This window comes from Arthrobacter sp. MYb227, assembly GCF_002975435.1.
GTDB lineage: Bacteria > Actinomycetota > Actinomycetes > Actinomycetales > Micrococcaceae > Paeniglutamicibacter.
On record NZ_PCPT01000009.1, the window covers coordinates 56,563 to 80,319 of the forward strand.

Here is a 23,757-nt window from a genome sequence, read left to right on the forward strand (position 1 = left end):
TCGTGGCCGAGCACGAAGCGGAGACTTTTCCGAAGCCCGCGAGAGCTAATCGGGAACGTGGTGCACAACCTCAAGCTCCCGGAAAAACGCCGCGCCGCAGCGAACTCTTGGGAGCCCTTTCGCTGGCCATTGACCTAGGACTTGGCCAACCCATGGAACATATGTTGCGCGCAACCTGTCTGGGGCTGCGGATCGTCGACCTTGTGGGTGGTGGGCAGCAACTGCGCGAACGTGTCTACTATGCCAATCTGTTGGCCTGGATTGGATGCCATGCCGATTCCCCCGAGCTCGCTGCGCTATTTGGCGATGACATAGGCTTTCGTTCCGACTACTACCTGATCGATGCCAGGGGCCTTTCGATGCTCTCGATGATGGTGCGCCATATTGCCGCGGACCAGCAGGGAGCCAGGCGAACGATGGCACAGGCCCGATTCATCGCCACGGCACGCCCAGAACTGCGCGAACTGATCTCCTCGCACTGCACCTCGGCCGGTCGGTTGGCAGCACGCATCGGCCTTGACGAAGAATTACCGGTCATTCTGGCTAACACCTTTGAACGGTGGGACGGGAAGGGGCTACCGGCAGGAAAATCCGGTGCGGAAATTCCCTTAGAAATGCGGATTGCACAGCTTGCCGATACCGTCGAGGTATACCTGCGCTCCTCGGGCCTAGCCGGGAGCCTGTCAATGGTGAAGAAGCGTAGCGGAACCCAGTTTGATCCGGCACTCGCCGAGCTGTTCTGTGCACGCGCAACACAATTAGTTGATGGATTGTTGGCCGCCGATCCCTGGGATAACGTGCTGAACTCGGTACTACGGGACGCAATGCTCACCGCGCCGGAGCTTGACGCGGTACTCGAGGCCATGGGGGATTTTGCCGATCTGAAGTCTCCGTGGACAACTGCTCATTCCCGGGCAGTTGCAGACCTGGCCGGCTCGGCGGCAGCCAGTTACGGGCTGGGAATTTCCGAGACTCGGGTGCTACGACGTGCGGGCTGGGTGCATGATCTGGGCCGAATGGGGGTTTCCAACTCGATCTGGGATGCGCCCGGAGAGCTCTCCGGGGTACAGCGCGAACACCTTGCCATGTATCCGCTGCTGAGCGAACGGATCCTTGGCCGGCTTCCGGGAATGCTACGCGTTGCCCAGGTAGCGGGAGCCCATCGTGAGCGGCTCGATGGCTCCGGCTATCCGCTGGGACGCACGGCACCAGCTCTGGATCCATGTCAGCGACTGTTCGCGGCGGTTGATGCCTATCAAACCTACCTGGAGCCACGTCCGCACCGGGTGGCACTCGAGGCTCGTGCCGCGGGTGCGCGTCTGCGTGCCGAAGGTGCCGCGGGTCGGCTTGAAGCTCGTTCCATCGAAGCGGTGCTCGCCGCGGTCGAGGGTAGCGGGAAGCTACGTGGGGCCGGGGCCGGTGGGCTTACGGCCCGTGAAATTGAGGTGTTGCGCTTGCTATGCAGGGGTATTGATCACCATGGCATTGCCACAGCCCTGGTCATTTCCCCCAAGACCGCCCGCAACCACATTGAACATATTTATCTAAAGAGCGGGGCAACAAACCGGGTGTCTGTCACGTTGTTTGCCCTGGAAAATGGATTGTGGGATCGCGGAACCCCAGTAAACCCGAGCGCTGCAGCTCGCACAGCGGAGATTGTGTAGCGGGAGATTCGGGGCCCGCAGCGATGTGCGCTGCGGGCCCCGAATGTAGGTTATTGCTGGCTAGACGCGTGCACCGGTATGAATCCCGGCGAAGAATGCGCCGAGTTCCGCGGTGGCATCTAGCGGCAGCACGTTTGCCACGTACTGGTCTGGACGGACCACCACGATCGCGCCGTCGCGGGAGATCCCGCGCGTCTCGAAGATGTCGGCTCCCGGAACCACTCCGTAGACCTTCTCGTAGTCGGTGAGCTTGAACGGGCCAACCAGTGGCTTGAAGACCGATGGGACCGCGTTGATGTCGATGTTCTCGTGTGGCTGCTGGTAGATGACCTTCACGTCGAACCAGGCGTCCTCGTCCAGACCTTCGGGCATTGCCGCAAGCGGGGAATCGGTGGCGGTTTCTAGCCAGCTGCCTAGTTCATCGACCTTTGATCCGGTGCCCGGCGCCGCCGCATCGGCGAAGACATAGATGCGCCAGCGGCCATCGGCGGTTGCATGGTGGCCCAGCTGCATCGGGTTGGTATCGCAGACCCGTGAGGCCATAGCGGATTTGAAGCGCTTGCCCACGGTGTAGCCGGATGCGAGTTCCTGGTGGCTTGCCTCGCCGGTGATCAGTGAGGGGGTGTATTCGGTCATGAACCCGGCCGGGAATTCGGCGGTGCGCACGTAGAAGTCCTCGAGGTCCGAGGGGTTCTCGAACTCTTCGGGCTTCTTGGCCATCATGGTGGACCAGGTCTTGTCGAAATCGATGAGGTTCTTGGCTACTACCTGGCGTTCGGCCGAGTAGGTCGAAAGCAGTGACTCAGGGCTGCGGCCCTCGAGTACGTGGGCCAGCTTCCACGCGATATTGAAGCCGTCCTGCATTGAAACGTTCATGCCCTGACCGGCCTTGGCGCTGTGCGTGTGGCAGGCATCGCCGGTGATGAATACGCGCGGGTTGCGGGTTCCGATGTCTTCGAGCAATACGTCGTCGAAGCGGTCGGTGAGGCGGTGTCCGACCTCGTAGACGCTGTGCCAGGCAACGTTACGCACATCCAAGGTATACGGCGTAAGGATCTGGTTGGCGTGCGCAATGATCTGCTCGATGCTTGTCTGGCGCACCGCGCCGTTGTCATCCTCGGCGACCTCGCCAAGGTCTACATACATGCGGAAGAGGTGTCCACCTTCGCGTGGGATGTGCAGGATCGAGCCGCCGTCGTGGGACTGGATAGCGCACTTGAGGCGGATGTCCGGGAAATCTGTGGAGGCAACGACGTCCATGACACCCCAAGCGTGGTTTGCCTTGTCGCCGGCCATGGTGGCTCCAATGGCGGTGCGGACCTTGGAGCGGGCCCCGTCGCAGCCGATCACGTATTTGGCGTGCACGATCTTTTCGGTGCCGGCATCTTCGCCGGCGCTGCGCACCAAGGTGACCTTGACCGGGTAGTCGCCTTCCTCGGTGAGTTCGAGGGTCTGGAAATCCCAGCCATAGTCGGGAGTCAGGCGAGTCGGGGAGTTGCGTGCGACCTCGGCAAAGTAGTCGAGCACGCGTGCCTGGTTGACGATCAGGTGCGGGAATTCGCTGATGCCGTGCTCGTCATCGACGGCACGCCCGCCGCGCACAATGTTCTTGGGATTTTCGGTATCCGGGCGCCAGAAGGCCATCTCGGTGATGCGGTAAGCCTCGGCAATGATGCGTTCGGCGAAGCCGAAGGCCTGGAAGGTTTCCACGCTGCGGGCCTGAATGCCATCGGCCTGGCCGATTTCCAGGCGTCCATCGCGGCGCTCAACAATGCGCGTGGTGATGTCCGGGAATTGGGCCAGCTGGGCTGCGGCGAGCATGCCGGCGGGGCCGGAACCGACGATCAGTACGTCGACTTCCTCGGGGAGTTCCTCCGGGCGGTTGATGCCGACTCCGGCGGCTGGTTTGATACGCGGGTCACCGGATACGTAACCGTGGTGGTGGAACTGCACGTGGCTTTCCTCTTTTCAACGTTGCGAGTGTTTGCGGCCTCAGTGTGTTCTATATTAGAACTCGATGTTCCATAGTTGAACTTTTGCCTGTGGTACAGAACTCTACTGTACCGGAGAGCTGGCTCACAAGTGGAAGAAGTGGGCGGGTAATAGACTGCTGGGGGAAGTCAGGAGCTAAAGCGGAGGAAAGTATGAGATTGCATCACGTACAGCTGTCAATGTCGGCAGGCATGGAAGATCGGGCTCGCACGTTTTACGCCCAGATATTGGGTCTTAGCGAAGTTGAAAAGCCGCTTTCACTGGCCGGCCGCGGGGCTGTTGGTTCCGCGCCTATGACAGCGGCGTTGTTGTTGCCGAAGTCCATTTAGGTGTTGACCCCGGGTCTGTGCCCAGTAAGAAATCGCACCCGGCCTTCGTATTGGAATCTGTGGAAGAGCTCGAAGAGTTGGCCGTGAGGATCCAAGCGGGTGGCTTTGAATTTTCCTGGGAGGAACGGCATACCTTTGAGGGATACGAACGGTTTCATTGTCGAGATCCGTTTGGAAATCGGGTTGAGGTGCTCGTGCCACTTACCGGAGCCTGACGGCCAGCCCGGGGGATATGAAAACTTCTACGCGTATCAGGGGGAATAGGAGGGGTGCTTGCACCTTGCATAAATCTTGCTGTAGCGACAGCTGGACTGCTAAAGGAAAACCCTTTTAGCAGCCCCGCCGTATTGCAGAGTGCTAACGCCTAGCCGAAATACTTCGGCAGCGTGCCCTCGTGAGCTTCGCGCAGATTATCTAGTGCAACGCAGTGACGGGACCGCCATCGGACAGGTCGTGTGCTGGAGCTATTGCGAGGAGGCTCGAGCGGCAAACGGAGGCCTGTATGAAGAGATATAAGTGAGTATGGGACTTTTCCTTATATTGATGCATATTCTGTCATAATTGGTCTATGGAGCCCGCACTGAACCCCTATAATCCCGGATCCGGAGTACCTCCACTATTCATGGCTGGTAGGGAATCGGAAATTGACGCATTTGATCTTTTGGTTGCTAGGACAAAGCTATCTCGCCATAGTCGGTCGATGATGCTCAGTGGATTACGTGGAGTCGGAAAAACTGTACTGCTCAATAAACTGCGAGGCATCGCAAGAGCGCATGGGTGGCTGACAATTAAGATTGAGGCTCAGACGGGCGCATCAGCGGCAAAAGATGTGCGAAACACTCTTGCACGAGAACTTCAGATAGCTTCTCGCCGGTACGTCCAGCGCTCGAAGGAGCCTAAGTTCAAAAACATGCTTCAAACCGTTTCGTCATTTGGGGCAACCTTCGGCGTTACAGGAATTTCTCTTGAGGTGGATATCGATCCGTCCCGTGCTCAAACCGGCATTATGGACATCGATTTAAGAGATGTTATTGAAGATGTAGCTCATGCCATGAGATCGATCAGGCAAGGGTTTGTCATTTTTATCGATGAGATGCAAGACCTTGACGAAGAATTGCTTATTGCGCTGGTTACCGCACAGCATCATGCAAGCCAAGACGAGCTGCCCTTCTTCGTCGTCGGTGCGGGTCTGCCCAACCTTCCTGCACGACTGGCGGACGCAAGAAGTTATGCAGAGCGCCTTTTTGACTATCGCGTCATCGGAAAGCTCACGAAGGAAGAAACCGAGGAATCCTTTACTATCCCTGCTCGAACGGTTGGGCCTACCTATTCTCAGGAGGCACTGGACAAACTCGTCAAAGCTTCTGGCGGGTACCCCTACTTCGTCCAGGAATTCGGTAGCGCAATGTGGAACGTAGCGACTGCATATCCATTCCAAAAAGATGATGCAGTAACTGCAGTTAACGCTGGTTTAATGAGACTGGACGCGGGATTCTTTCCATCTCGTTGGGACCGTGCCACCCCAAAAGAACGTGAATACATGCTCGCCATGGCGGAAGATGGGGAAGGCCCGTCGATGACGGGAGAGATTGCAACGCGACTGAAGAGCAGCGCAGCCAGTATAGGCACATATCGGGCCCAGCTTATTGCCAAGGGCCTCGTTTATTCCCCCGAGCATGGTGAAATAGCGTTTACGGTTCCAGGCATGGCCGACTTCATCCGCAGACAAAACATCGAGAGATGATCACGCTTTAACGAGAGCGGGGCGGCGGAAGGAAAAATCCTTCCGCCGCCCCGCTCTATTACGGAGTACTAACGCTTAGCCGAAGTACTTCGGCAGCGTTGCTTCGTGAGCTTCGCGCAGCTCGGCCAGGTCCAGATCGAACTGGCCCTGAACCTCAAGCGAGGTAGCCGATGCGTCGACAACACCTAGGCGAAGTACCGGGAAGTTGCGCGCGGTAGCCATGTCGTTGAAGCGAACTTCTTCCGAACGCGGAACAGCAACGATGGCGCGAGCCTGCGACTCGGAGAACAGTGCGGTGAAGGCGTCTACGCCGTCACGTGCGCACAGATCATCAAGTGCAACGCGGGCGCCAACGCCATAGCGCAGAGCCATCTCGCCCAGTGCGGCACCCAGGCCACCCTCGGAGAGGTCGTGTGCCGAGTCGATCATGCCATCGCGTGAGGCGTTGATCAGGATCGCACCCAGGGTCTTCTCTGCTTCCAGATCGACCTTTGGCGGCAGACCGCCAAGGTGACCACGGAGGTTAGCGAATTCCGAACCATCGAGCTCGTCGAAGGTGGTGCCCAACAGGTAGATGGCCTGGCCATCTGCATCCGCGCGCCAGCCCGACGGGGTGCGACGTGCAACATCGTCAAGCTTGCCGAGCATTGCCACAACCGGGGTCGGGTGGATCGGGGTGGTGCCGGTCTGGTTGTACAGCGACACGTTACCGCCGGTCACCGGAACGCCGAGCACCATGCAAGCATCCGAGAGACCACGAATGGCCTCTGCCAGCTGCCACATGACATCCGGGTCTTCCGGGGAACCGAAGTTCAGGCAGTCAGAAACTGCCATCGGGATGGCACCGGAGGTAGCAACGTTGCGGTAGGCCTCGGAGAGAGCCAGCTGCGCGCCGTGGTACGGATCTAGGTAGGTGTAGCGGCCGTTGGCATCGGTAGCCAGAGCAACGCCCAGACCGGTTGCCTCATCCACACGGATCACACCGGCATCATCCGGGGTTGCAAGTGCGGTGTTGCCGCCAACATAGCGGTCGTACTGGTTAGTGATCCAGTTCTTGGAGCACAGGTTCGGAGAAGCCATCAGCTCAACCAAAGTGGCCTTGAGCTCTTCACCGGTGGACGGCAAATTCGCACCAGCGGCTGATGCCTTGAAGGTATCTGCCTGCAGGGCATCCTGCCACTCCGGGCGAGCGTACGGGCGGTCGTAGACCGGGCCGTCGTGTGCCACGGTGCGCGGGTCAACATCGACGATGACCTCGCCATCCCACTTGATAACCAGGCGGTTGGTGTCGGTCACCTCGCCGAGCCACGAGTATTCAACGGCCCACTTGTCCATGACTGCCTCGAAGGCTGCCACGTTATCCGGGGAAACCACGGCCATCATGCGTTCCTGCGACTCGGACATCAGGATTTCGCCCGGGGTCAGGGTCGGATCGCGCAGCAGAACGGACGTCAGCTCGATGTCCATGCCACCGTCACCATTGGAGGCAAGCTCCGAGGTGGCGCAGGAGATGCCAGCGGCACCGAGGTCCTGGATACCCTCAACGAGGGAACCCTTGAACAGTTCCAGGCAGCACTCGATGAGGATCTTCTCGGCGAACGGGTCGCCGACCTGAACTGCCGGACGCTTCGATGGCTTGGAATCGTCGAAGGATTCCGAAGAAAGGATCGAAGCGCCGCCAATGCCGTCGCCACCGGTGCGTGCACCGAAGAGCACAACCTTGTTGCCAAGGCCCGAGGCGTTTGCCAAGCGGATGTCCTCGTGGCGCATGACGCCAACTGCCAGTGCGTTAACCAGTGGGTTGCCCTGGTACACGGAGTCGAAGACCATTTCGCCGCCGATGTTCGGCAGACCCAGCGAGTTGCCGTAGCCACCGATGCCGGCAACCGCACCGTGCATGATGCGTGCGGTATCCGGGTGATCGATGGCACCGAAGCGCAATGGATCCATCACGGCTACCGGGCGTGCGCCCATGGAGATGATGTCACGCACGATGCCGCCGATGCCGGTGGCCGCACCCTGGTACGGCTCGATCATCGTCGGGGAGTTGTGCGATTCGATCTTGAAGGTCACGGCCCAGCCGTCGCCCAGGTTGGTCACGCCGGCGTTTTCGCCGATGCCAACGAGCATGTCCTTCTTCATTTCCTCGGTGACCTTGTCGCCAAACTGGCGCAGGTGGTTCTTCGAGGACTTGTAGGAGCAGTGCTCGGACCACATGACCGAGTACATCGCGAGTTCGGCAGCGGTGGGGCGGCGGCCCAGAACCTTGACGACCTCTTCAAATTCGTTCTGCTTCAGGCCGAGCTCGGCCCAAGGAAGTTCGGTCTCTGGAGTTGCCGCGGCGTTTTCCACGGTGTCCATGTTGAACTTCTTTACTTCTGCGGCGCTCACTTCTGGCCTCCAACAAGGTGGGTCAGGACGGAGGTGAAGAAACCAAGTCCGTCGGTTCCGGTGTGGTCGGGGCCGAATCCGGCCTCAACTGCGTGCTCCGGGTGCGGCATAAGGCCCACCACGTTGCCCGCTTCATTGGTGATACCAGCGATATTGCGGCGCGAACCATTAGGGTTCCAGCCAACGTAACTAAAGGCCACGCGGCCCTCGGCCTCAAGGGCGTCGAGGGTCTTTTCGTCGGCCACGTACTGGCCGTCCTGGTTTTTCAGTACGATGGTGATTTCCTCACCCTGTGCGTACTGGTTGGTCCAGGCGGTGGTGTTGTTTTCCACGCGCAGGACCTGGTCGCGGCAGAGGAACTTCAGGTGATCGTTCTTCACCATGGAACCCGGCAACAAGTGCGATTCGGTCAGGATCTGGAAGCCATTGCAAATACCCAGAACGGGCAGCTTGGCATCGGAGTTCGCTGCATCGATGATCTTGTCCATCATCGGTGCGAAGCGTGCGATGGCACCTGCGCGCAGGTAGTCACCGTAGGAGAAGCCACCGGGGATGATGACTGCGTCGACGTTCTGCAGGTCAGCGTCGGCGTGCCACAGGGATACTGCCTCGGCGCCGGCTACGCGGATGGCGCGAGTTGCGTCGCGGTCATCGAGGGTGCCGGGGAAGGTGACAACGCCAATGCGTGCGCCCGAAAGGGCGGTGCTCGGCGTCGAATAGTCGCCGATCAATGGAAGTTCGGTTGCACTCATTAGTCTGCGACAACCTCGACGTTGACAACGTCTTCGATGACCGGGTTGGAGAGCAGAGTCTCGGCCGCGGTGCGGGCCTGAGCCAGGATTTCCTCGGTAACCTCGCCCTCGACGGTCAGTTCAAAGCGCTTGCCCTGACGGACCAGGCTGAAAGCGGTAAAGCCGAGGCGGGGAAGTGCGCCAACGATGGCCTTGCCCTGCGGGTCAAGGATTTCGGGCTTGGGCATAACATCAACAACGATCCGGGGCATCCGGGTTCTCCTGTGCGCGAGGGGTGGTTAATCGCCTGCGGACGTGCCGTCTCACGCCAATGGTGGGGGCGTTCCGCGAGCTTGCCTTCTAAGTCTACCGGCAAGCAAACAATCCATTGATTTTGGTTTGCTTCAATAAAGGGACCAAGGCCACCTTTACCGGGGAGTATTCGCACAACACGGTGCGCATAAGCTAGTTAAATGGATAAAGATGCACGATGCCTATGCAATTCCGGGGAAATCTACGGTTCCTGCTGTGGTCGATTTCACGTAGGCTACCGAGAATTAGAAGCTCCGGTGTGGCCGGGCACAGCTGTTGAACTGATGCGTTCACGTTTTAGCGCCTTTGCCATGATGCTTCCCGACTATTTGTTGGCTACCTGGCACCCCACTACTCGTCCGACGGAGCTCGAGTTGGATGAGGCAATTGTGTGGCGCAATCTTGAGATCATTCGCACCGAATCCGGTGGCCCCTTTGACCAGAGTGGAATCGTCGAATTTGAGGCGCACTACAGGATTTTGGGTCAGCGCGAATCCCAGCATGAGGTCAGCAACTTTGTGCGTGAGGACGGCCGCTGGTACTACCTGGATGCTGTTGAATAGCGAACGCGTTGGACGTGTGAGTGGGGAGTGGGAAAAATCCCACCCCCCACTCATTTACTCGGGTCTAGCCGGATATGGCGAGCCCTACTTATTGATACGAGCGAGCTCCGATTTGGAAACCTCGGAGCCGGCTCCGTTGTAGATGGCATTTGTCACGACGGTCCAGCTGGCCCGCGGCCAAGTACGGAACGTGATATGACCACCTGCGACCGTTACATTTCCCATGCCGTAAGCGAATGACGCGATATTCGTGCCACCTGCGATTGCTTCGGTTCCGGAGGCGTACCCGCTGACGAGGAGATCGCCCTTCGTGGGGTAGGTTGATGCGCTGGCCTTTTTGTCTTTCAAAGTGAACACCGCATCATTGTTGTACCATGTTGGCCAACTCTTCGGCATGCCCCACGTGGCAGGTTTAGACACGTCGTACTTTTGGGCAAGTAGAGCCCCTGGAGCATTGAAGGTTTTGCGGTCAGTAGGGGTGATGTTCTGTGCTGGTAAACCCAGTGCATCAATAGCGGTTACCGAAGCGGAACCAAGAGCCACCAAGTTGCCACCCTTGTTAGTGAATTCCTTGAGTTTGGTCAGGCCGTCAGGCACGCCAGCCGCCCAAGCGAATTCTTCTGGATACTTGGTTGCATCGAGACCCTTTGTGATGCGGTCAGCTGAAATACCGGGAGCCAAGATGATGGTGTCGAACTTCTTGGCTAGATTCGCATAGTCCTTGGCCTCGACAACTTTGTAATTGGTTCCGAACTGATCCATCATCCAAGTCATCCACCCACCTGGCATATTGTTCGCTCCCTTGATTAGGCCCACGCGGGTGTTTTTCTTGAGCTTGATGGCCGCTGTTTTCGGCATCTTTTCAAGCGCATAAACAGGTAGCGTTGTTTGCGTTAGTGCTGATTCGAGCACTTGGCGAGACTTCTTGTCTGCTGGGATCAATAGAGCGCCTTCGGAAAGAGTCGTGCCTAGGACCTTGACGCCAGACTTCGCACGGAAGGTTGTTACCCCTGCATCTTGTAGCGCATCGATGATTTTTCCGAGCCCGTATGAGTCAGGAGCTACTACGTATGCGCCTCCCTTCTGGGGAGCCTTGGGCATGCGGAAGCGTTCTTGTGCGACGGCGTGAACACGTTCTGTATTGGCCTTGAACTCTCCGTCAATCGCCTTTACTTCAACGCCGAAGAATAGCCCGAGGTTATCTGTGGTTTCGCTGTAGGGCATGATGAGTGGGCAGCCATTGGTGCACTTTCGTGCACTGTCGGGGTACTTATCAATCCGCAGCAACTGGTCGACCCAACGGCCGATTGGTTGCTGGGTCTTGATGATGTACGAACCCTTCTCGTACTTTTTACCGTCGGCTTTGAAGCTCTTTGTGGCCCGATCGATTTCAACCTTGCCGAACTCGAAAACCTTTAGCATGTCATATACGGCGTACTGATCCCGTTGCTTGGCAGGGATGACATATGCGTAGGCATCGGCGTCCCAGTCGTATGCATCCTGAGTCACCTGATACAGATTGTTGAAGAGATAATCTTGAGCATCTTCGGCAACCGAATTCATACCGCTGAACGCGGCATTCTGATGGTAGGTGACGTTTTGCTTAAAGGTCCACGTCGTTGAATCGTAAGGCATCGGGTTACGCATAGTCCGTGGACTGTCGTCAAGACGATCGGAACTGTAGGTGTACGCGAGGTCAGGGTTTGAAGCTACTTCGCTTAGCCATACCGATGCACCTTGGAATGTTCCGTATCCGGCGACATCTGCGTTCCACATGATTCCGTAGGCGTCATCATGCTGGGTGCCTTTGAGTCCCTTGGCAGTCAGATCCTTTTGGGCTTCCATACCAATTGCATTGCTTCCAGTGACAGAAATTGGATTAACCGCTGAAGATAGTGGTTCGTCCCAAGTCGGAACCCAAATACGTGGGCTTGTCGTGCCGGCTTGGTGCATGTAATGCTGAACAACTGGCCGGTACTTCTGTTCAAGCGAAACGCGAGTCCGAGATTCATCTTGGGTGAACATGAACCAGTCACGGTTGTTGTCGTGACCAGCGTAGCGGTGGTACAGATCCGGGTACGTTCGGTTGTAGCCAGTTCCTGCCGTCTCGTTGAAGTAGTCAACTACCATTTTCTGGCCATCAGGGTTTGCCGACGGGACGACTAGCACGACCATGTTCGACAAGATCTTTTTTGTTTCATCGGAATCCTCAGTGGCAAGACGATGAACGATATTTACCATCGCTTGTGTGGTTCCAACCTCGGTGGCGTGGATACTTGCTTCGACGTAGTAGACGGGCACCGTTGTCTTTGCCAGTTCCCTGGCATAGTCGTCTACGCTGATACCAGCCTTCTTAGCGTCTGATTCCAGTGCTTTCGGGTCGGCCAAACGATCATTAATGGCCAGGATTTCATCGAGCCGTTCAAGGTTTTCAGTACTGCTCATGCGCAAGATCGGGTAGTCGTCTCCGTCGGTGGTCTTGCCCGCGACTTCATATTCGACTTCGGTTGATTTCGATGCAATGAGCTGAAAATATTCCTTGATCTTACTGAAGGCTGCCAGCTTTCCTTCGTCACCGATTTCAAACCCAAAGTAAGCAGAGGGTGCGGGGACGTCTGGTGCCTTGCTGGGGTTCTGGGCCGTAATGCTCAAGTTTGCCCAAGGGGCGACTCCTCCGATCGCAGGGCTTGCTAACAAGCCAGCAACTGCAAGAAACGAGGCAGCACCCAAGAAACTCTTTCGAACTTTCATGATTTCCTCACTAGATCTCAAGTCCTACCCGGACATACTTGTCCGGGTAAAGCGGCGCGAGCCTGCAGAGTCGAGCCGTGAAGCAATGCGTGGGGATTTCGCATGATGCGTAGGATCTTATCCTTGTGGGATTGAGACCAACATAGTAATCGCTTCGAGGGTTTTCAATAGCAAATCGTCCAGTGGATACAGGCATGCGCAGCTTAATGTCTAATGGAGAATTTTGCACATGAGTTATCCAAATCATTTATTTTGTGGGTAGAAATGTGTGGATGCAGGGGAGATTTGTAAGTTAGGGATAGACCGGAAGCTTCGACGGATTATCTCTATAGCTCTGAAATGTTCAATCTGACCTGTTGATACCCAACTCGAATATGAATGTGTAATGATGTCCCAGCTATGTTGGGGTGGAACGTTGGCTATGTTTAGCACGCAATTCTAAGCTAAATACGCATGCTTCGAAATTAGCGTGGGAGTGTTCAAAAACACGGAGTTGATTAGTTTTTGCATGACGGTTTGGACGAATTGTTGGCATTCTTGCGTCCAGAGCGGAACTCATAAGTTCCAAGGGAAGCAGGAAAAATAGCTGATCAGGCCGAGATTGAGACTTGCCACGGCGAAAAACTTAGACCGTGAACATCCATAGATGTCTAAGCATTTTCATCAAAGTTGAAGGCTTCTTCATCGAAAATAGAACTATGTGAGGCCGATTGGATGGATGAATGCTTCAAATAAGTTCAGCATGGGCCCACTAATAGATGAGCTATACGCGGATGCTTCCGTACTACGAAGAGGAACAGCGCGCAACTGTCGTGAGTAGTTCGAGACGCAGTTGACGCGCATCTATCCATCTCTTTGACCCAGATATTGGTTGCACAGGGAAAATCATGTTTTATTTGGGCAACTTGGCTGATTTTGTGAATAAGATGCTTGAGCGTCGGCGAACAAAAATGAGTCAAGGGTCCGATGGATGCGAGATTCCCTGAATATTATCGTTTTGAGAGCCACTTATTTGATCACCCCTTGACCGCTAGGAGTCCTATGAGCTCTGAAGCAAACGGAATGTTCAAGGAGAAGGCCCCAGTATTGAAGACAAGGACTTCTGGTGAGACGATGCACCATTGGTGCTACCTGGATGCTGTTGGATAGCGAACTTGGTTCGCACCGCTGACCGTCACTATCACTAACTACTTACACAACGTCAGTGGTGTGTATTGTGTCGGTAGTTAGTGTTAGTTGCGAGAGTTGCTTAAGTAACTCTTGTGTTAGTTCCCGGAGAGTACATCGTCGATTGAGCGGTGCTCGCGCCCCAGCGCATCGGCAACCGGGGTGGAAATAATTTCGCCACCGTGAGTCATGAGGCCATTGGCGAAGCCAGAATCCTCGCTCAGTGCCTGCTTCCAACCTTTATTGGCTATACGTAGCGCGTAGGGCAATGTTGCATTGGTCAATGCCGCGGTTGAGGTCTGTGGCACGGCCCCTGGCATGTTTGTCACGCAGTAGTACAGAGCGTTATGAACCTTGTAGGTAGGATCCGCGTGAGTGGTGGGATGTGAGCCTTCAAAGCAACCGCCCTGATCGATGGCAATATCCACAAGTACCGATCCCGGACGCATCTTTTCTACCATGTCGAGAGTGACAAGTTTTGGTGCCGCGGCACCGGGAATCAATACCGAACCAATCACCAAATCTGCCTCGGCAACCTCTCGAGCAATTGCATGCTTGGATGAAGCAAGAGTTTTGACCCTGCCACGGTAATCGGTGTCGATTTCCTTCAAACGAGCCAGATTTACATCAAAAATTGTGACATCCGCTCCGAGGCCGGCCGAGGCCGCTGCGGCGTTTTCGCCTGCAACACCGCCGCCGATCACGACAACCTTGGCCGGGCGAGTACCTGGAACACCACCCATGAGGATGCCAGAGCCGCCTGCCGGTTCCTGCAGGGTAAAGGCACCAATCTGTGCTGCAAGTCGACCAGCAACCTCGCTCATGGGAGCCAAGAGTGGCAGCGCGGACCCGCGGCGAACCGTCTCATAAGCAATGGTGGTAGTGCCCGCATTGAGGATCGCTTCGGTGCATTCGGGAGCCGCGGCAAGATGCAAATAGGCGAAGAGGATCTGGTTTTCTCGTAGTAGTCCGTATTCTTCGCTACCTGGTTCCTTGACCTTGAGGATCATGTCCCCGGCAGCCCACGTGGCAGCGGCATCTGCGGCTATCTGCGCTCCGGCTTCCATATAGTGGGCATCTTCGATGCCTGAGCCAAGACCCGCGCCTGATTCGATCGTGACTTGGTGGCCGTGCGCCACGAACTCCGCTACACCCGCTGGGGTGATGGCAACACGTAGTTCGTTATTCTTGGTCTCCTTGGGCACGGCAATGATCATCGAAACTAACTCCTCGGGATTATGTAGGTACCCCGTTCTTACGGGGCACGGTTGAGCTTGAGTCTAGATTGCGGATGAACAAAAAGCCCGGGATCACGGGTATATGTCGAAGCCTCTTGTCAGCTCAGTCAGTGGCTGTAAGCGCACAGGGCCGAGCCATGAATATTTTCATCTCGCTGGCTGTTGTAAGTGGGAGGCAGTACTTGAACTACGCGGTGAAAGCGGGAAACACGATGAGTGAATACACCATGAAGGCAATGGCTTACTCCAGCTACGGAGGCGTAGAGAAGCTGAAGCGCATGGATCTTCCACTGCCCAAGGTTGGCCCCGGCAGCGTGCGGATCAAGGTCAAGGCCGCCGGGGTGAATCCGGTGGATTGGAAGGTGATGGCCGGATACCTAGACCCGATCATGGACATCGCCTTCCCCGCAATTCCAGGGTGGGACGTTGCCGGGATCGTGGATGCTGTCGGCTTTGACACCCCAGAATTCAAGATCGGCGATGAGGTGCACGCCTATGGTCGACGTGACAGCGTTGGCGTTGGTTCCTTTGCCGAATATATGACGCTTCCGGCCCATGTGGTGGCGCACAAACCTCATCAGTTGTCCTTCGAAGAAGCCGCAGCGTTGCCACTGACCGGAGGGACAGCGCTGCGTGCGCTTGACTCATTGGAGCTAGCTCCCGGGCAAACCCTGCTCATTCACAATGGGGCTGGCGGTGTGGGACAGGCCGCGATCCAGATCGCCAAGGCGGCAGGAGTGCGCGTGTTGGCAACTGCGTCTGTAAAGAACCACGAGCTGCTTAACTCGCTGGGGGCCGAACCGCTGGTTTATGGTGACGGCCTTGTTGAGGCTGTGCGCGCACGGGTACCCGGTGGAGTTGATGCTGTTGCCGACTTCCACGGCGAGGCACTTGAGCCAACGCTTGCCGTACTCAAGGAATCTGGAAGTCATGCGTCAATTGCCGATGGCACCGTGGGAGCCCACGGCGGGCGCTACATTTGGGTGCGACCCGACGGGAAAGAACTTCAACGCCTCGACGCCTTAGTTGAGCAGGGCAAACTTGGTGTTCATGTGGTCTCCACATATCCAATGCAACAGGCTGCTGCCGCTTTCACACAGAGCATGAGCGGGCATGCCGGAGGAAAGATCGTGCTGACCGAATTTACTGACTAACGCTAGTGAGCCGACCTGTGGCGGTCGGCTCACTAGCGTTAGTGATCCAGCGTCACCGTACGCAGATCTAGTCGGCGCAGCACTCGATCTACTAGTTCGGGGTCGTTTCCGTGTTCGTTGCGGGCCTTGAGCATTTCTTCCCGGGCTGCGTCCAACGCCTCGCGTTGCACCTCATCCATGATTCTCAGCACCTGTTTGAGCCGCAACATTTTCTCTGGGTCTTCTTCAAAATCGGCTTCCAAGATTGTGTGGAGCGAGGACATACGCCTGGCCAATGCATCCCGGCGCTTCTGCGGAAGCGCCGCGGCAACCGTGGAGCGTTTCATGGTTTCTAGGGCGGCTCGCTCGGCCCTTTGGGCCAAGGAACGTTCGGCCTTTTCCTCTGTTGCGTGATCGTTTGGCAACTTCAGCGCACGCATCAAGGCGGGAAGCGTCAAGCCCGGAAGCACCAGCGTGACAATCAAAACTGCACAGGCCGTGGCAACAATAAAGTTGCGCCCCGGCATCGGCTCCCCATTGCTCATAGTAGAAGGCAAAGCCAAGGCCAACGCAAGGGTTGCCAACCCTCGCATGCCACACCACGTGAGTACCAAAACTTCTTTGAGGGAACCAGGTGTCTTGTTCTTGTGCTCGGTGCCGCCCATCTTGAACATTGTCATCATCCACAAGAAACGTACGAGGATAACCGCAATACATACGGCAGCAATACCCGGGATAAACGTCAGTAAATTCCTGCCTTCATCCTCGATGATGTAACGCATTTCGATTCCCACCAACCCAAAGGCGACACCCGTGGTCAGCAGCTCAACCACATCCCAGAATGCGGTGCGGGTGAGGCGTTCCTCGGAGTCCTGAGGGCGTGCCCGACGGCCCAATTCAAGGGCCGTGACAACAACCGCAACAACACCGGAGAAATGAATCTCTTCGGCCAGTAGATATACGGCGTAGGGTGCCACCAACGTGGCTGCCGAACGCGCGACGAGATTAGGTACAAAGCGGTTGAGCGCCCCCACCAGCCATGCCATTCCAAGGCCTAGAAGCACAGCGCCGGCAGCACCAATGACAAATTTAGGAACAACCTCCCAGCCGACCTCACCGCCACTGAGTGCTGCAGAAACCGCTGCCTGGAAGATGACAATTGCCATTGCGTCATTGAACAGACCCTCGGTTTGCAGCACGGTGACCAACCTGCGGCGCATTTTCACCTTGCTGGCGATGGCCTCAACGGCCACCGGGTCCGGTGGGGCAACGATCGCACCCAAGGCAATGGCCGCAGGCAACGAGATAGCCGGGGCTATGTACCAGGCGACGCCAGCTACCACTGCCGTCGTTGCGACAACCAACAGGACGGCAAGTAGCACCAGCGAGCGCCAACGCAGCCGGAAAATTGACCAGGAACTACGTTGAGCAGCTGCGTAAAGCAATGGAGGGAGGAACAGCGGAAGGATGAGCTCGGGGTTGATATGAATTTCGGGGATAAATGGCAAGAATGCCGCACCCGCGGAGAATAGCAACATCAAAATTGGGTAGGGGAGTCGAATACGTTCGCCCAGCCCCACCACGAGTACGGTTCCGAACAGCAGCCCGACTAGAAGCAACAAGAATTCCATGGCTTAGTACCTTTCCTCTGGAACGAGTTTTTCATACCCATGTGTCGCTGACGTTAACGCGGTGTTGTCCTGAAGCTGGTTATTGAGAATTCTCCCGAGCCACTGCCGACTCCGCCAAATGCCTCGTCGGTGGCTAGGACTGGCGCAGTGCCCCAACAATGGTGTTTGTGTGGCCAAAAGCCAGGAACGAAGCGGAATCTAGTACGTCTACACATCAAACAGGTCCGTTGCGCTACCGTTCAGGTAAGGCAAGAAAAGGCATACCCAACCGCTGGGACGATAGCCCCAAAACTTTTGACGATCGATGCAGGAGAGCCAATGACGAGCGAAACAATCATCTACCCGGCCAAAATCGTGCGCACCATGGATCCATCCCGCCCCACGGCCACCGCAGTAGCCGTGCGCGACGGGCTGATCCGCGCGGTGGGAAGCATCGCGGAGCTTAGCGCTTATCCGAACGCTGTCATCGACGAACGCTATGCGGAGCTAGTGATCGTTCCCGGATTTGTTGAGGCGCACGCTCATGCAGGATCCGGCGGGATGTGGGAAGGACAAATCTACGTTGGCTATTTTGACCGGACCGACCCCGACGGAAACCTGTGGCCCGGTTGCACGAGCACCGAGGCGATTCTAGATCGGCTGCGCGAGGCTGAGGCCGCCATGGTGGACCCGCTGAACCCGTTGCGGGCCTGGGGAATGGACAATATCTACTTCCAAGCGACCAGTATTCTGCTAAACGAACTCGACACCGTCTCGAGCACCCGACCCATTCAGGTCAACCACGCCAATGGGCACGTAACTGTCGTCAATTCCGTTGCGCTCGCCAAGGCTGGAATCGATGCTTCCACTACCACCGAGGGCGTGGGAAAATACGCCGACGGTACGCTCAATGGCGAACTGCGTGAGCTCGCTGCCATGGGACTGGTTCAAGAACTCTTCGGCGAGGGGTTGCTGGCGCTTTCGCCTACGAGCCTGAGAAATTTTGCGCGGGACGCGGTGAACCAGGGCGTCACCACCATCACTGACCTCGGCACCATGGGACTTCTGAGCAAGGAAGGACGGGCTACCTACGTGGATACCGTCGACGAGGATTTTCCCGTCCGGCTCAACGTCTTTCAATTCGGGATGGGCCTAGGTACCGGATCGTTACCGGAAGCGACCGCCCAAACGCTTGCCACGGTGAAGGCTCTGGGACACGAGAAACTGCACTTTGGAAACGTCAAACTCATGCTGGACGGATCCATCCAAGGATTTACCGCACGATTGCTGGCTCCCGGCTATCTAGGAGATCAGCCCAATGGCATGTGGAACACCACGCCCGAGGAATTCGAGGCAGCGTTCAGTGCCTTCCATCGTCATGGCTTGCTCATTCATGTGCATTGCAACGGTGACGAGGCCAGCGAACTGTTCTTGGATACGCTCGAATCGGTACTCACGAAATATCCGCGCCCGGATCACCGGCACACCATGACGCATTCCCAGCTGACCACCCAGGCGCAGTACCGCCGGGCTGCAGCACTGGGAGCCTGCGCAAATATCTTCTCCAACCATCTTTGGTATTGGGGGGATCAGCACGCTGACAAGATCTTGGGCTGGGATCGAGCTTCACGCATGAATGCTACACGTTCCGCCCTGAGCGCGGGTGTCCCGATCTCCCTGCACTGCGATACCCCAGTCACCGAATTGAGCCCCCTGAAGAGCATGAAACACGCGATGACCCGGCTGACACCAACGGGACGGATTCTTGGTGAATATGAGCGTCTCACCGTCGAAGAAGCACTGCACGCGGTCACCTTGGGTGCCGCCTACATGTTGAAAATGGATGGGAAGATCGGGTCGATAGAGGCCGGAAAGCACGCAGATCTGGCCATCCTAGAACAAGACCCCTATACGGTGGCGGCACAGGATGTGGGCACGATTCGGGTCATTGGCACCATGCTTGGCGGCTGCCACCATGAAGCACAGCACGCAGGCCAGGTGCGGGGCTGACGCCGGCGTTCCTCGGTAGCTGTGAGCGGCGAAACGTTCTCCACGCCAACGGCCGCCCGATTCCTTGTCGGAATCGGACGGACGTTGTAGCGAGGAGGAATATTTTGCTTCTATTTAGCCGATCGCGATGGCACCTGTCAGGACGCCAGCTGCAAGCATGACCAACGAAACAACAACTGCACGCCACAGCACTTTTTTATGGTGATCGCCTAGATCAACCTTGGCTAGCGAAACGAGCAGGAGGATTGCGGGAACCAGCGGGGACTGCATATGAACCGGCTGACCGGTGATGGAAGCCCGCGCCATATCCACTGCATCAATTCCATAGTGAGCGCCTGCCTCGGTGAGTACCGGAAGGATACCGAAGTAGAACGCGTCATTGCTCATGAAGAACGTCGCCGGAATCGAGATCAGGCCGGTCAGTACGGCAAGTAGTGGACCCATTGAGGAAGGGATTACGTCAACTAACCAGGCGCTCATGGCCTCAACCATGCCGGTACCCGAGAGTACGCCGGTCAGCACCGCTGCGGCAAGCACCATGGAGACCACGGCAATGACCGAAGATGCATGCGAAGCGATCATTTTCGCCTGGTCGCTGATTTTCGGGAAGTTCACTACCAAGGCGATAGCTGTGCCCAACATGAACAGGTAGGCCATGGGAACAATGTCGATAATGAGCAGCGCCATAATGGCAATGGTCATGGCCAGGTTGAACCAGTACATCTTGGGGCGAAGCGTTTCACGCATCGGGTCTAGCACGGTGCCGTCCATCGTTGCGGTTTCGGTTCCGTTGCCACGAGTCGCAACACGTTCAAGTACTGCGGTTCCCAGACCACTGCCGGCTGGTGTTTTTGGGGTCTTGGAACCCTTGACTGACCCACCGGATGGGTTCAACACCGAACCGGTACCCCAGCGCAGAGGATCTTCGAGTTGTAGACGTTTACGCTCGGAAAGACCCATGGCCCAAGCGAAGAGGACAACGGCAATGAGGCCCGCGACAAGCGCCGGGATCATTGGAACAAAGATTGCCGAGGCATCAACATGCAATGCAGCTGCTGCGCGGGCGGTGGGGCCACCCCACGGAACGATGTTCATGGTGCCGTTGGTCAGACCCGCAACACAGGTAAGCGCCACCGGACTCATGCCAATGCGCAGGTAGATCGGCAGTAATGCGGCCGTTACCACAATGAATGTTGTTGAGCCGTCACCGTCGAGGGAGATCAAACCGGTCAGTAGGGCGGTGCCCATGACCACCTTGGCCGGGTCGTTTCCAACAATCTTCAGGATGCCATCAACAAGCTTGTCGAAGAGCCCAACATCAATCATGATGCCGAAGTACATGATGGCAAACATCAGCATGGCTGCTGTGCCGGACATCGATTTGACCGAGTCCATCACCATATCGCCGATACCTAGTCCGGCGCCGGCGAAGAGTCCGAAGACCGTTGGCACAATAATCAATGCCAACAGCGGGGTCATCCGCTTGGTCATAATGAGAGCCATGAAGGTGGCAATCATCAAGAATCCGAGTGCAACAAGCATTGGAATCTCCTTGGTTCAGTAGGGAAGTGGGGGTTTGGTGTGAACCGTCCTTCCCTCAAAACGACCTCGGATGGGCGGTGCATCACTACGCTACGTGTGCCACATCACGCGGATGTGGTTGTGCGCACAAAGAGTACTTCTTCCCCTAAAAACCTTTTTGCTCATAAAGCTCACTGACGGGTTTAGACTTAGATCCATGCCCACAGCAAGAAAAGTTGGCCGCAGTTTTGCCGCTCGCATCATGGGGTTGCAATTCGTAGTGGTCGGAGTGATGATCTTCCTCGTCGCCGGTGCAGCACTATGGGTTACCGTCGAACGGGTCACCGAGCAAGCCGAGAATCAGGCGCTCACCATTGCCCGCACCCTTGCCTCGGACCCGGAGCTACGTAGCGAGGTTGCTACTTTTGCGGCACAAGAAAAGCTGGATGTCACCGCGCTGAAGCATGGCTCCATCCAACAGCGCGCCGAGGCAATTAGGAAGAATACCGGCGCGCTATTCGTGGTTGTCACAGAAGATCGTGGCATCAGACTCGCGCACCCCACCCCAAGCCTGCTGGGTCAAAAAGTATCGACCGAGCCCACCGCACTCTCCGGAAGCGAAAGCGTTTCAAGGGAGCACGGGACTCTGGGTGAATCGGTCCGTGCCAAGGTTCCGGTCATGGCCCCGGATGCGCACAATGTTGTGGGAGAAATCAGTGTGGGTGTTGGCGTGGAACAACTTTCCGCACGGCTCTGGGACGCGGTGTTCGTGGTATTGCTCTTTGGCGGTGGAACATTGGGGATAAGCGCCCTGGCAACAGCCTTTTTGGTGCGCCGACTCAAAACCCAAACACTCGGATTGGAACCAGCCGAGATGGCCCAACTGCTCAGGGACCAAGACGCGGTGCTCTATGGGGTTGAGGACGGGGTTATTGGCATTGGTTCCGATGGGCGGATCAGTGTCCGGAATAAGGCGGCACGGTTGCTCCTAGGACTGCCGCATAGATACGAACGAACGGATATTGTTGGGCTTCCCTTTAATGAGGCAGGACTCCCAGCACCACTGGTTAAAGCCATTGAATCCGGGGAGGCGGTCACGCTTCGTCTCGAGACAGAAGGCTCCGCGCTGGTAGCTACCGTGCATCGGGTCAAGCGTGAAAATCTGGACCTTGGTCAGGTGGTCCTATTGCGCGATGTGACAACCATTGAAACGCTGGGAACCCGGCTTGATGCGGTAGAAACCATGGCAAGCGCGCTACGCGCCCAACGCCATGAATTCGCCAATCGTTTGCACACCATCTCGGGTTTACTACGCAATGGAGACACCGAAGAAGCCAAAGAATACCTTGGAGAAGTCATTGAATCCGGGCCGGTGCGCGAACCTGTACAAAACCTCGAGGCAATTGATGACACCTACTTGCGTGCATTCCTCGGAGCCAAGGGCGTCAGTGCCTATGAACGCGGTGTGGTGCTGCGGGTTGGTGAGGAAAGCGCACTGCACGGAAAACTCAATGACGCTCAGGACGCAACTGCCGTATTGGGAAACCTCATCGATAACGCGCTGGGCGCCGCGGTAGAGGGCCAAGCACCCCGTTGGGTGGAAGTTGACCTGCTGGGGGAGGGGAACACACTTCACGTTGCGGTAGCAGACTCCGGCACCGGGGTACCCGTAAATCTTGATGTCTTTGCCGAGGGCGTCAGTACTGCGACCAGCGATCTCACCCAAGATCATGGACATGGGGTGGGGCTGCCGCTGATCCGTCGCTTGGCCAGGCTGCGCGGGGGAGATGTTTGGATCGCGGATCCGGGCGGTAACCAGCATGCTAGTGACGAAGAAGAAACCGGCGCGGTTTTCGCCGCACGCCTTCCCGGAGTGCTCAGCACCGATTCTGTACCAACTGAAAGGCCATGATTTTCATGACACAACATACCGACCTACGTGTGCTGGTCGTCGATGACGATTTTAGGGTTGCCGCATTACACGCAAGCTACGTCGATGAAGTGCCCGGCTTTATGGCACTGCCCCCGGTGCATGATGCCCGAATGGTGCCACGTGTTGTCGCCGAACAAAAGCCCGATTTGCTCTTACTCGATGTGTATTTACCCCAAGGCTCGGGACTTGACCTACTTGCTGCACTCGATATCGATGCGTTTGTGCTCTCGGCGGCCACGGAGGTTGATGCAGTGCGCACAGCCATTCGCCGAGGAGCGCTGGGCTACCTGATCAAACCCTTCGATCCTAAGGTGCTGACCGGAAAGCTTCGTTCCTATGCACGCTATAGACGGCAACTTGAAGCGGCAACAATCATTGATCAATCCATCATTGACAGGGCACAGCGCACACTCTTGGCTGGCGAAGAAAGTGTTTCCCTGAGCGCAACCCCGACTGAGCAAGCGGTCTTGGCCGCCGTTGCGGTCCTCGACGCTCCGGCAACTGTCATGGACGTTGCAACGGCCGTGGGTATATCCCGAGCCACAGCACAAAGATATCTAGCCAATCAGGTACAAGCCGGGTCGCTTCGACTCGAACTTACCTACGGCAGTAGGGGTCGACCCGAACACCGGTATCTCATCCAAGAATAAGCATAGGAGGCCAAATTG

Annotated in this window: 17 protein-coding genes; 9 read left to right on the forward strand and 8 right to left on the reverse strand. The window is 56.8% G+C overall.

Features of this window, described 5'->3' with window-relative positions:
• Positions 1-2: 2 nt before the first annotated feature.
• Positions 3-1,664, forward strand: coding sequence for an HD domain-containing phosphohydrolase (locus CQ018_RS15445; RefSeq protein WP_258142646.1), 1,662 nt, complete (start codon positions 3-5; stop codon positions 1,662-1,664).
• Positions 1,665-1,724: 60 nt separating this feature from the next.
• On the opposite strand, the gene CQ018_RS15450 is transcribed toward CQ018_RS15445, so the two are convergent.
• Positions 1,725-3,617, reverse strand: a complete 1,893-nt coding sequence (locus tag CQ018_RS15450) for an FAD-binding monooxygenase (RefSeq protein WP_105550916.1) — start codon at positions 3,615-3,617, stop codon at positions 1,725-1,727.
• Positions 3,618-3,808: 191 nt separating this feature from the next.
• Between CQ018_RS15450 and CQ018_RS20740 the strand changes: the two genes are divergently transcribed.
• The 3 genes from CQ018_RS20740 to CQ018_RS15460 all read left to right on the forward strand — a co-directional run bounded on the left by CQ018_RS20740 (position 3,809) and on the right by CQ018_RS15460 (position 5,729).
• Entirely contained in the window at positions 3,809-3,985 is a 177-nt protein-coding gene (locus CQ018_RS20740; protein WP_308729214.1) for a hypothetical protein, read from the forward strand.
• Between the two features lie 59 nt (positions 3,986-4,044).
• Positions 4,045-4,200, forward strand: coding sequence for a VOC family protein (locus tag CQ018_RS20745; protein ID WP_374954212.1), 156 nt, complete (start codon positions 4,045-4,047; stop codon positions 4,198-4,200).
• A 353-nt stretch (positions 4,201-4,553) separates the two neighbouring features.
• A complete protein-coding gene (locus CQ018_RS15460) occupies positions 4,554-5,729 on the forward strand; it encodes an ATP-binding protein (protein WP_105550917.1) in 1,176 nt (391 codons plus the stop codon).
• Positions 5,730-5,804: 75 nt separating this feature from the next.
• Here CQ018_RS15460 and purL read toward each other — a convergent pair whose 3' ends face one another.
• The 3 genes from purL to purS are packed head-to-tail and all read right to left on the reverse strand — an operon-like array spanning position 5,805 to position 9,123.
• Positions 5,805-8,090: a phosphoribosylformylglycinamidine synthase subunit PurL gene (purL, locus tag CQ018_RS15465; protein ID WP_105550969.1), complete on the reverse strand. Its 2,286-nt coding sequence runs from the start codon at positions 8,088-8,090 to the stop codon at positions 5,805-5,807.
• Positions 8,091-8,116: 26 nt separating this feature from the next.
• The gene (gene purQ / locus CQ018_RS15470; protein WP_105550918.1) at positions 8,117-8,872 is read right to left on the reverse strand and encodes a phosphoribosylformylglycinamidine synthase subunit PurQ; all 756 of its coding nucleotides are present in this window, start codon (positions 8,870-8,872) and stop codon (positions 8,117-8,119) included.
• Positions 8,872-9,123, reverse strand: coding sequence for a phosphoribosylformylglycinamidine synthase subunit PurS (gene purS, locus CQ018_RS15475; protein WP_105550919.1), 252 nt, complete (start codon positions 9,121-9,123; stop codon positions 8,872-8,874). Before purS ends, purQ begins: the two co-directional genes overlap by 1 nt.
• 201 nt (positions 9,124-9,324) lie before the next feature.
• Here purS and CQ018_RS15480 point away from each other — a divergent pair, with 201 nt between their 5' ends.
• Positions 9,325-9,726 (forward strand): YchJ family protein, encoded by a 402-nt coding sequence (locus CQ018_RS15480; protein ID WP_105550920.1) that lies wholly within the window; start codon positions 9,325-9,327, stop codon positions 9,724-9,726.
• Between the two features lie 84 nt (positions 9,727-9,810).
• Here CQ018_RS15480 and CQ018_RS15485 read toward each other — a convergent pair whose 3' ends face one another.
• Together CQ018_RS15485 and ald are read right to left on the reverse strand one after the other, a co-directional pair.
• Positions 9,811-12,477 carry a M14 family zinc carboxypeptidase gene (locus tag CQ018_RS15485; protein WP_105550921.1) on the reverse strand — a complete coding sequence of 889 codons (2,667 nt, stop codon included), beginning with the start codon at positions 12,475-12,477 and terminating at the stop codon, positions 9,811-9,813.
• A 1,265-nt stretch (positions 12,478-13,742) separates the two neighbouring features.
• A complete protein-coding gene (gene ald, locus CQ018_RS15490; RefSeq protein ID WP_105550922.1) occupies positions 13,743-14,861 on the reverse strand; it encodes an alanine dehydrogenase in 1,119 nt (372 codons plus the stop codon).
• A gap of 233 nt (positions 14,862-15,094) precedes the next feature.
• Here ald and CQ018_RS15495 point away from each other — a divergent pair, with 233 nt between their 5' ends.
• Entirely contained in the window at positions 15,095-16,036 is a 942-nt protein-coding gene (locus CQ018_RS15495) for an NADP-dependent oxidoreductase (RefSeq protein ID WP_105550923.1), read from the forward strand.
• A 38-nt stretch (positions 16,037-16,074) separates the two neighbouring features.
• Here the strand turns inward: CQ018_RS15495 and CQ018_RS15500 are convergent, their stop codons facing one another.
• Positions 16,075-17,646, reverse strand: coding sequence for a Na+/H+ antiporter (locus CQ018_RS15500; RefSeq protein WP_105550924.1), 1,572 nt, complete (start codon positions 17,644-17,646; stop codon positions 16,075-16,077).
• A 318-nt stretch (positions 17,647-17,964) separates the two neighbouring features.
• Between CQ018_RS15500 and CQ018_RS15505 the strand changes: the two genes are divergently transcribed.
• A complete protein-coding gene (locus CQ018_RS15505) occupies positions 17,965-19,635 on the forward strand; it encodes an amidohydrolase (RefSeq protein WP_105550925.1) in 1,671 nt (556 codons plus the stop codon).
• A gap of 114 nt (positions 19,636-19,749) precedes the next feature.
• Here the strand turns inward: CQ018_RS15505 and CQ018_RS15510 are convergent, their stop codons facing one another.
• Complete coding sequence (locus CQ018_RS15510) at positions 19,750-21,177, reverse strand: CitMHS family transporter (RefSeq protein WP_105550926.1); 1,428 nt, start codon at positions 21,175-21,177, stop codon at positions 19,750-19,752.
• 196 nt (positions 21,178-21,373) lie between these two features.
• On the opposite strand from CQ018_RS15510, the gene CQ018_RS15515 reads away from it, so the two are divergent.
• Positions 21,374-23,068, forward strand: coding sequence for a sensor histidine kinase (locus CQ018_RS15515; RefSeq protein ID WP_105550927.1), 1,695 nt, complete (start codon positions 21,374-21,376; stop codon positions 23,066-23,068).
• A gap of 5 nt (positions 23,069-23,073) precedes the next feature.
• Entirely contained in the window at positions 23,074-23,739 is a 666-nt protein-coding gene (locus CQ018_RS15520; protein WP_105550970.1) for a response regulator, read from the forward strand.
• Positions 23,740-23,757: the final 18 nt, after the last annotated feature.

What these genes read in the sequence shown, in the direction of transcription:
- CQ018_RS20740 (WP_308729214.1), top strand. Translation starts at nt 3,809, where the DNA reads ATGAGATTGCATCACGTACAGCTGTCAATGTCGGCAGGCATGGAAGAT.
- CQ018_RS15460 (WP_105550917.1), top strand. Translation starts at nt 4,554, where the DNA reads ATGGAGCCCGCACTGAACCCCTATAATCCCGGATCCGGAGTACCTCCA.
- purL (WP_105550969.1), bottom strand. Translation starts at nt 8,090, where the DNA reads ATGGACACCGTGGAAAACGCCGCGGCAACTCCAGAGACCGAACTTCCT.
- purQ (WP_105550918.1), bottom strand. Translation starts at nt 8,872, where the DNA reads ATGAGTGCAACCGAACTTCCATTGATCGGCGACTATTCGACGCCGAGC.
- purS (WP_105550919.1), bottom strand. Translation starts at nt 9,123, where the DNA reads ATGCCCCGGATCGTTGTTGATGTTATGCCCAAGCCCGAAATCCTTGAC.
- CQ018_RS15480 (WP_105550920.1), top strand. Translation starts at nt 9,325, where the DNA reads ATGGATAAAGATGCACGATGCCTATGCAATTCCGGGGAAATCTACGGT.
- CQ018_RS15485 (WP_105550921.1), bottom strand. Translation starts at nt 12,477, where the DNA reads ATGAAAGTTCGAAAGAGTTTCTTGGGTGCTGCCTCGTTTCTTGCAGTT.
- ald (WP_105550922.1), bottom strand. Translation starts at nt 14,861, where the DNA reads ATGATCATTGCCGTGCCCAAGGAGACCAAGAATAACGAACTACGTGTT.
- CQ018_RS15495 (WP_105550923.1), top strand. Translation starts at nt 15,095, where the DNA reads ATGAGTGAATACACCATGAAGGCAATGGCTTACTCCAGCTACGGAGGC.
- CQ018_RS15500 (WP_105550924.1), bottom strand. Translation starts at nt 17,646, where the DNA reads ATGGAATTCTTGTTGCTTCTAGTCGGGCTGCTGTTCGGAACCGTACTC.
- CQ018_RS15505 (WP_105550925.1), top strand. Translation starts at nt 17,965, where the DNA reads ATGACGAGCGAAACAATCATCTACCCGGCCAAAATCGTGCGCACCATG.
- CQ018_RS15510 (WP_105550926.1), bottom strand. Translation starts at nt 21,177, where the DNA reads ATGCTTGTTGCACTCGGATTCTTGATGATTGCCACCTTCATGGCTCTC.
- CQ018_RS15515 (WP_105550927.1), top strand. Translation starts at nt 21,374, where the DNA reads ATGCCCACAGCAAGAAAAGTTGGCCGCAGTTTTGCCGCTCGCATCATG.
- CQ018_RS15520 (WP_105550970.1), top strand. Translation starts at nt 23,074, where the DNA reads ATGACACAACATACCGACCTACGTGTGCTGGTCGTCGATGACGATTTT.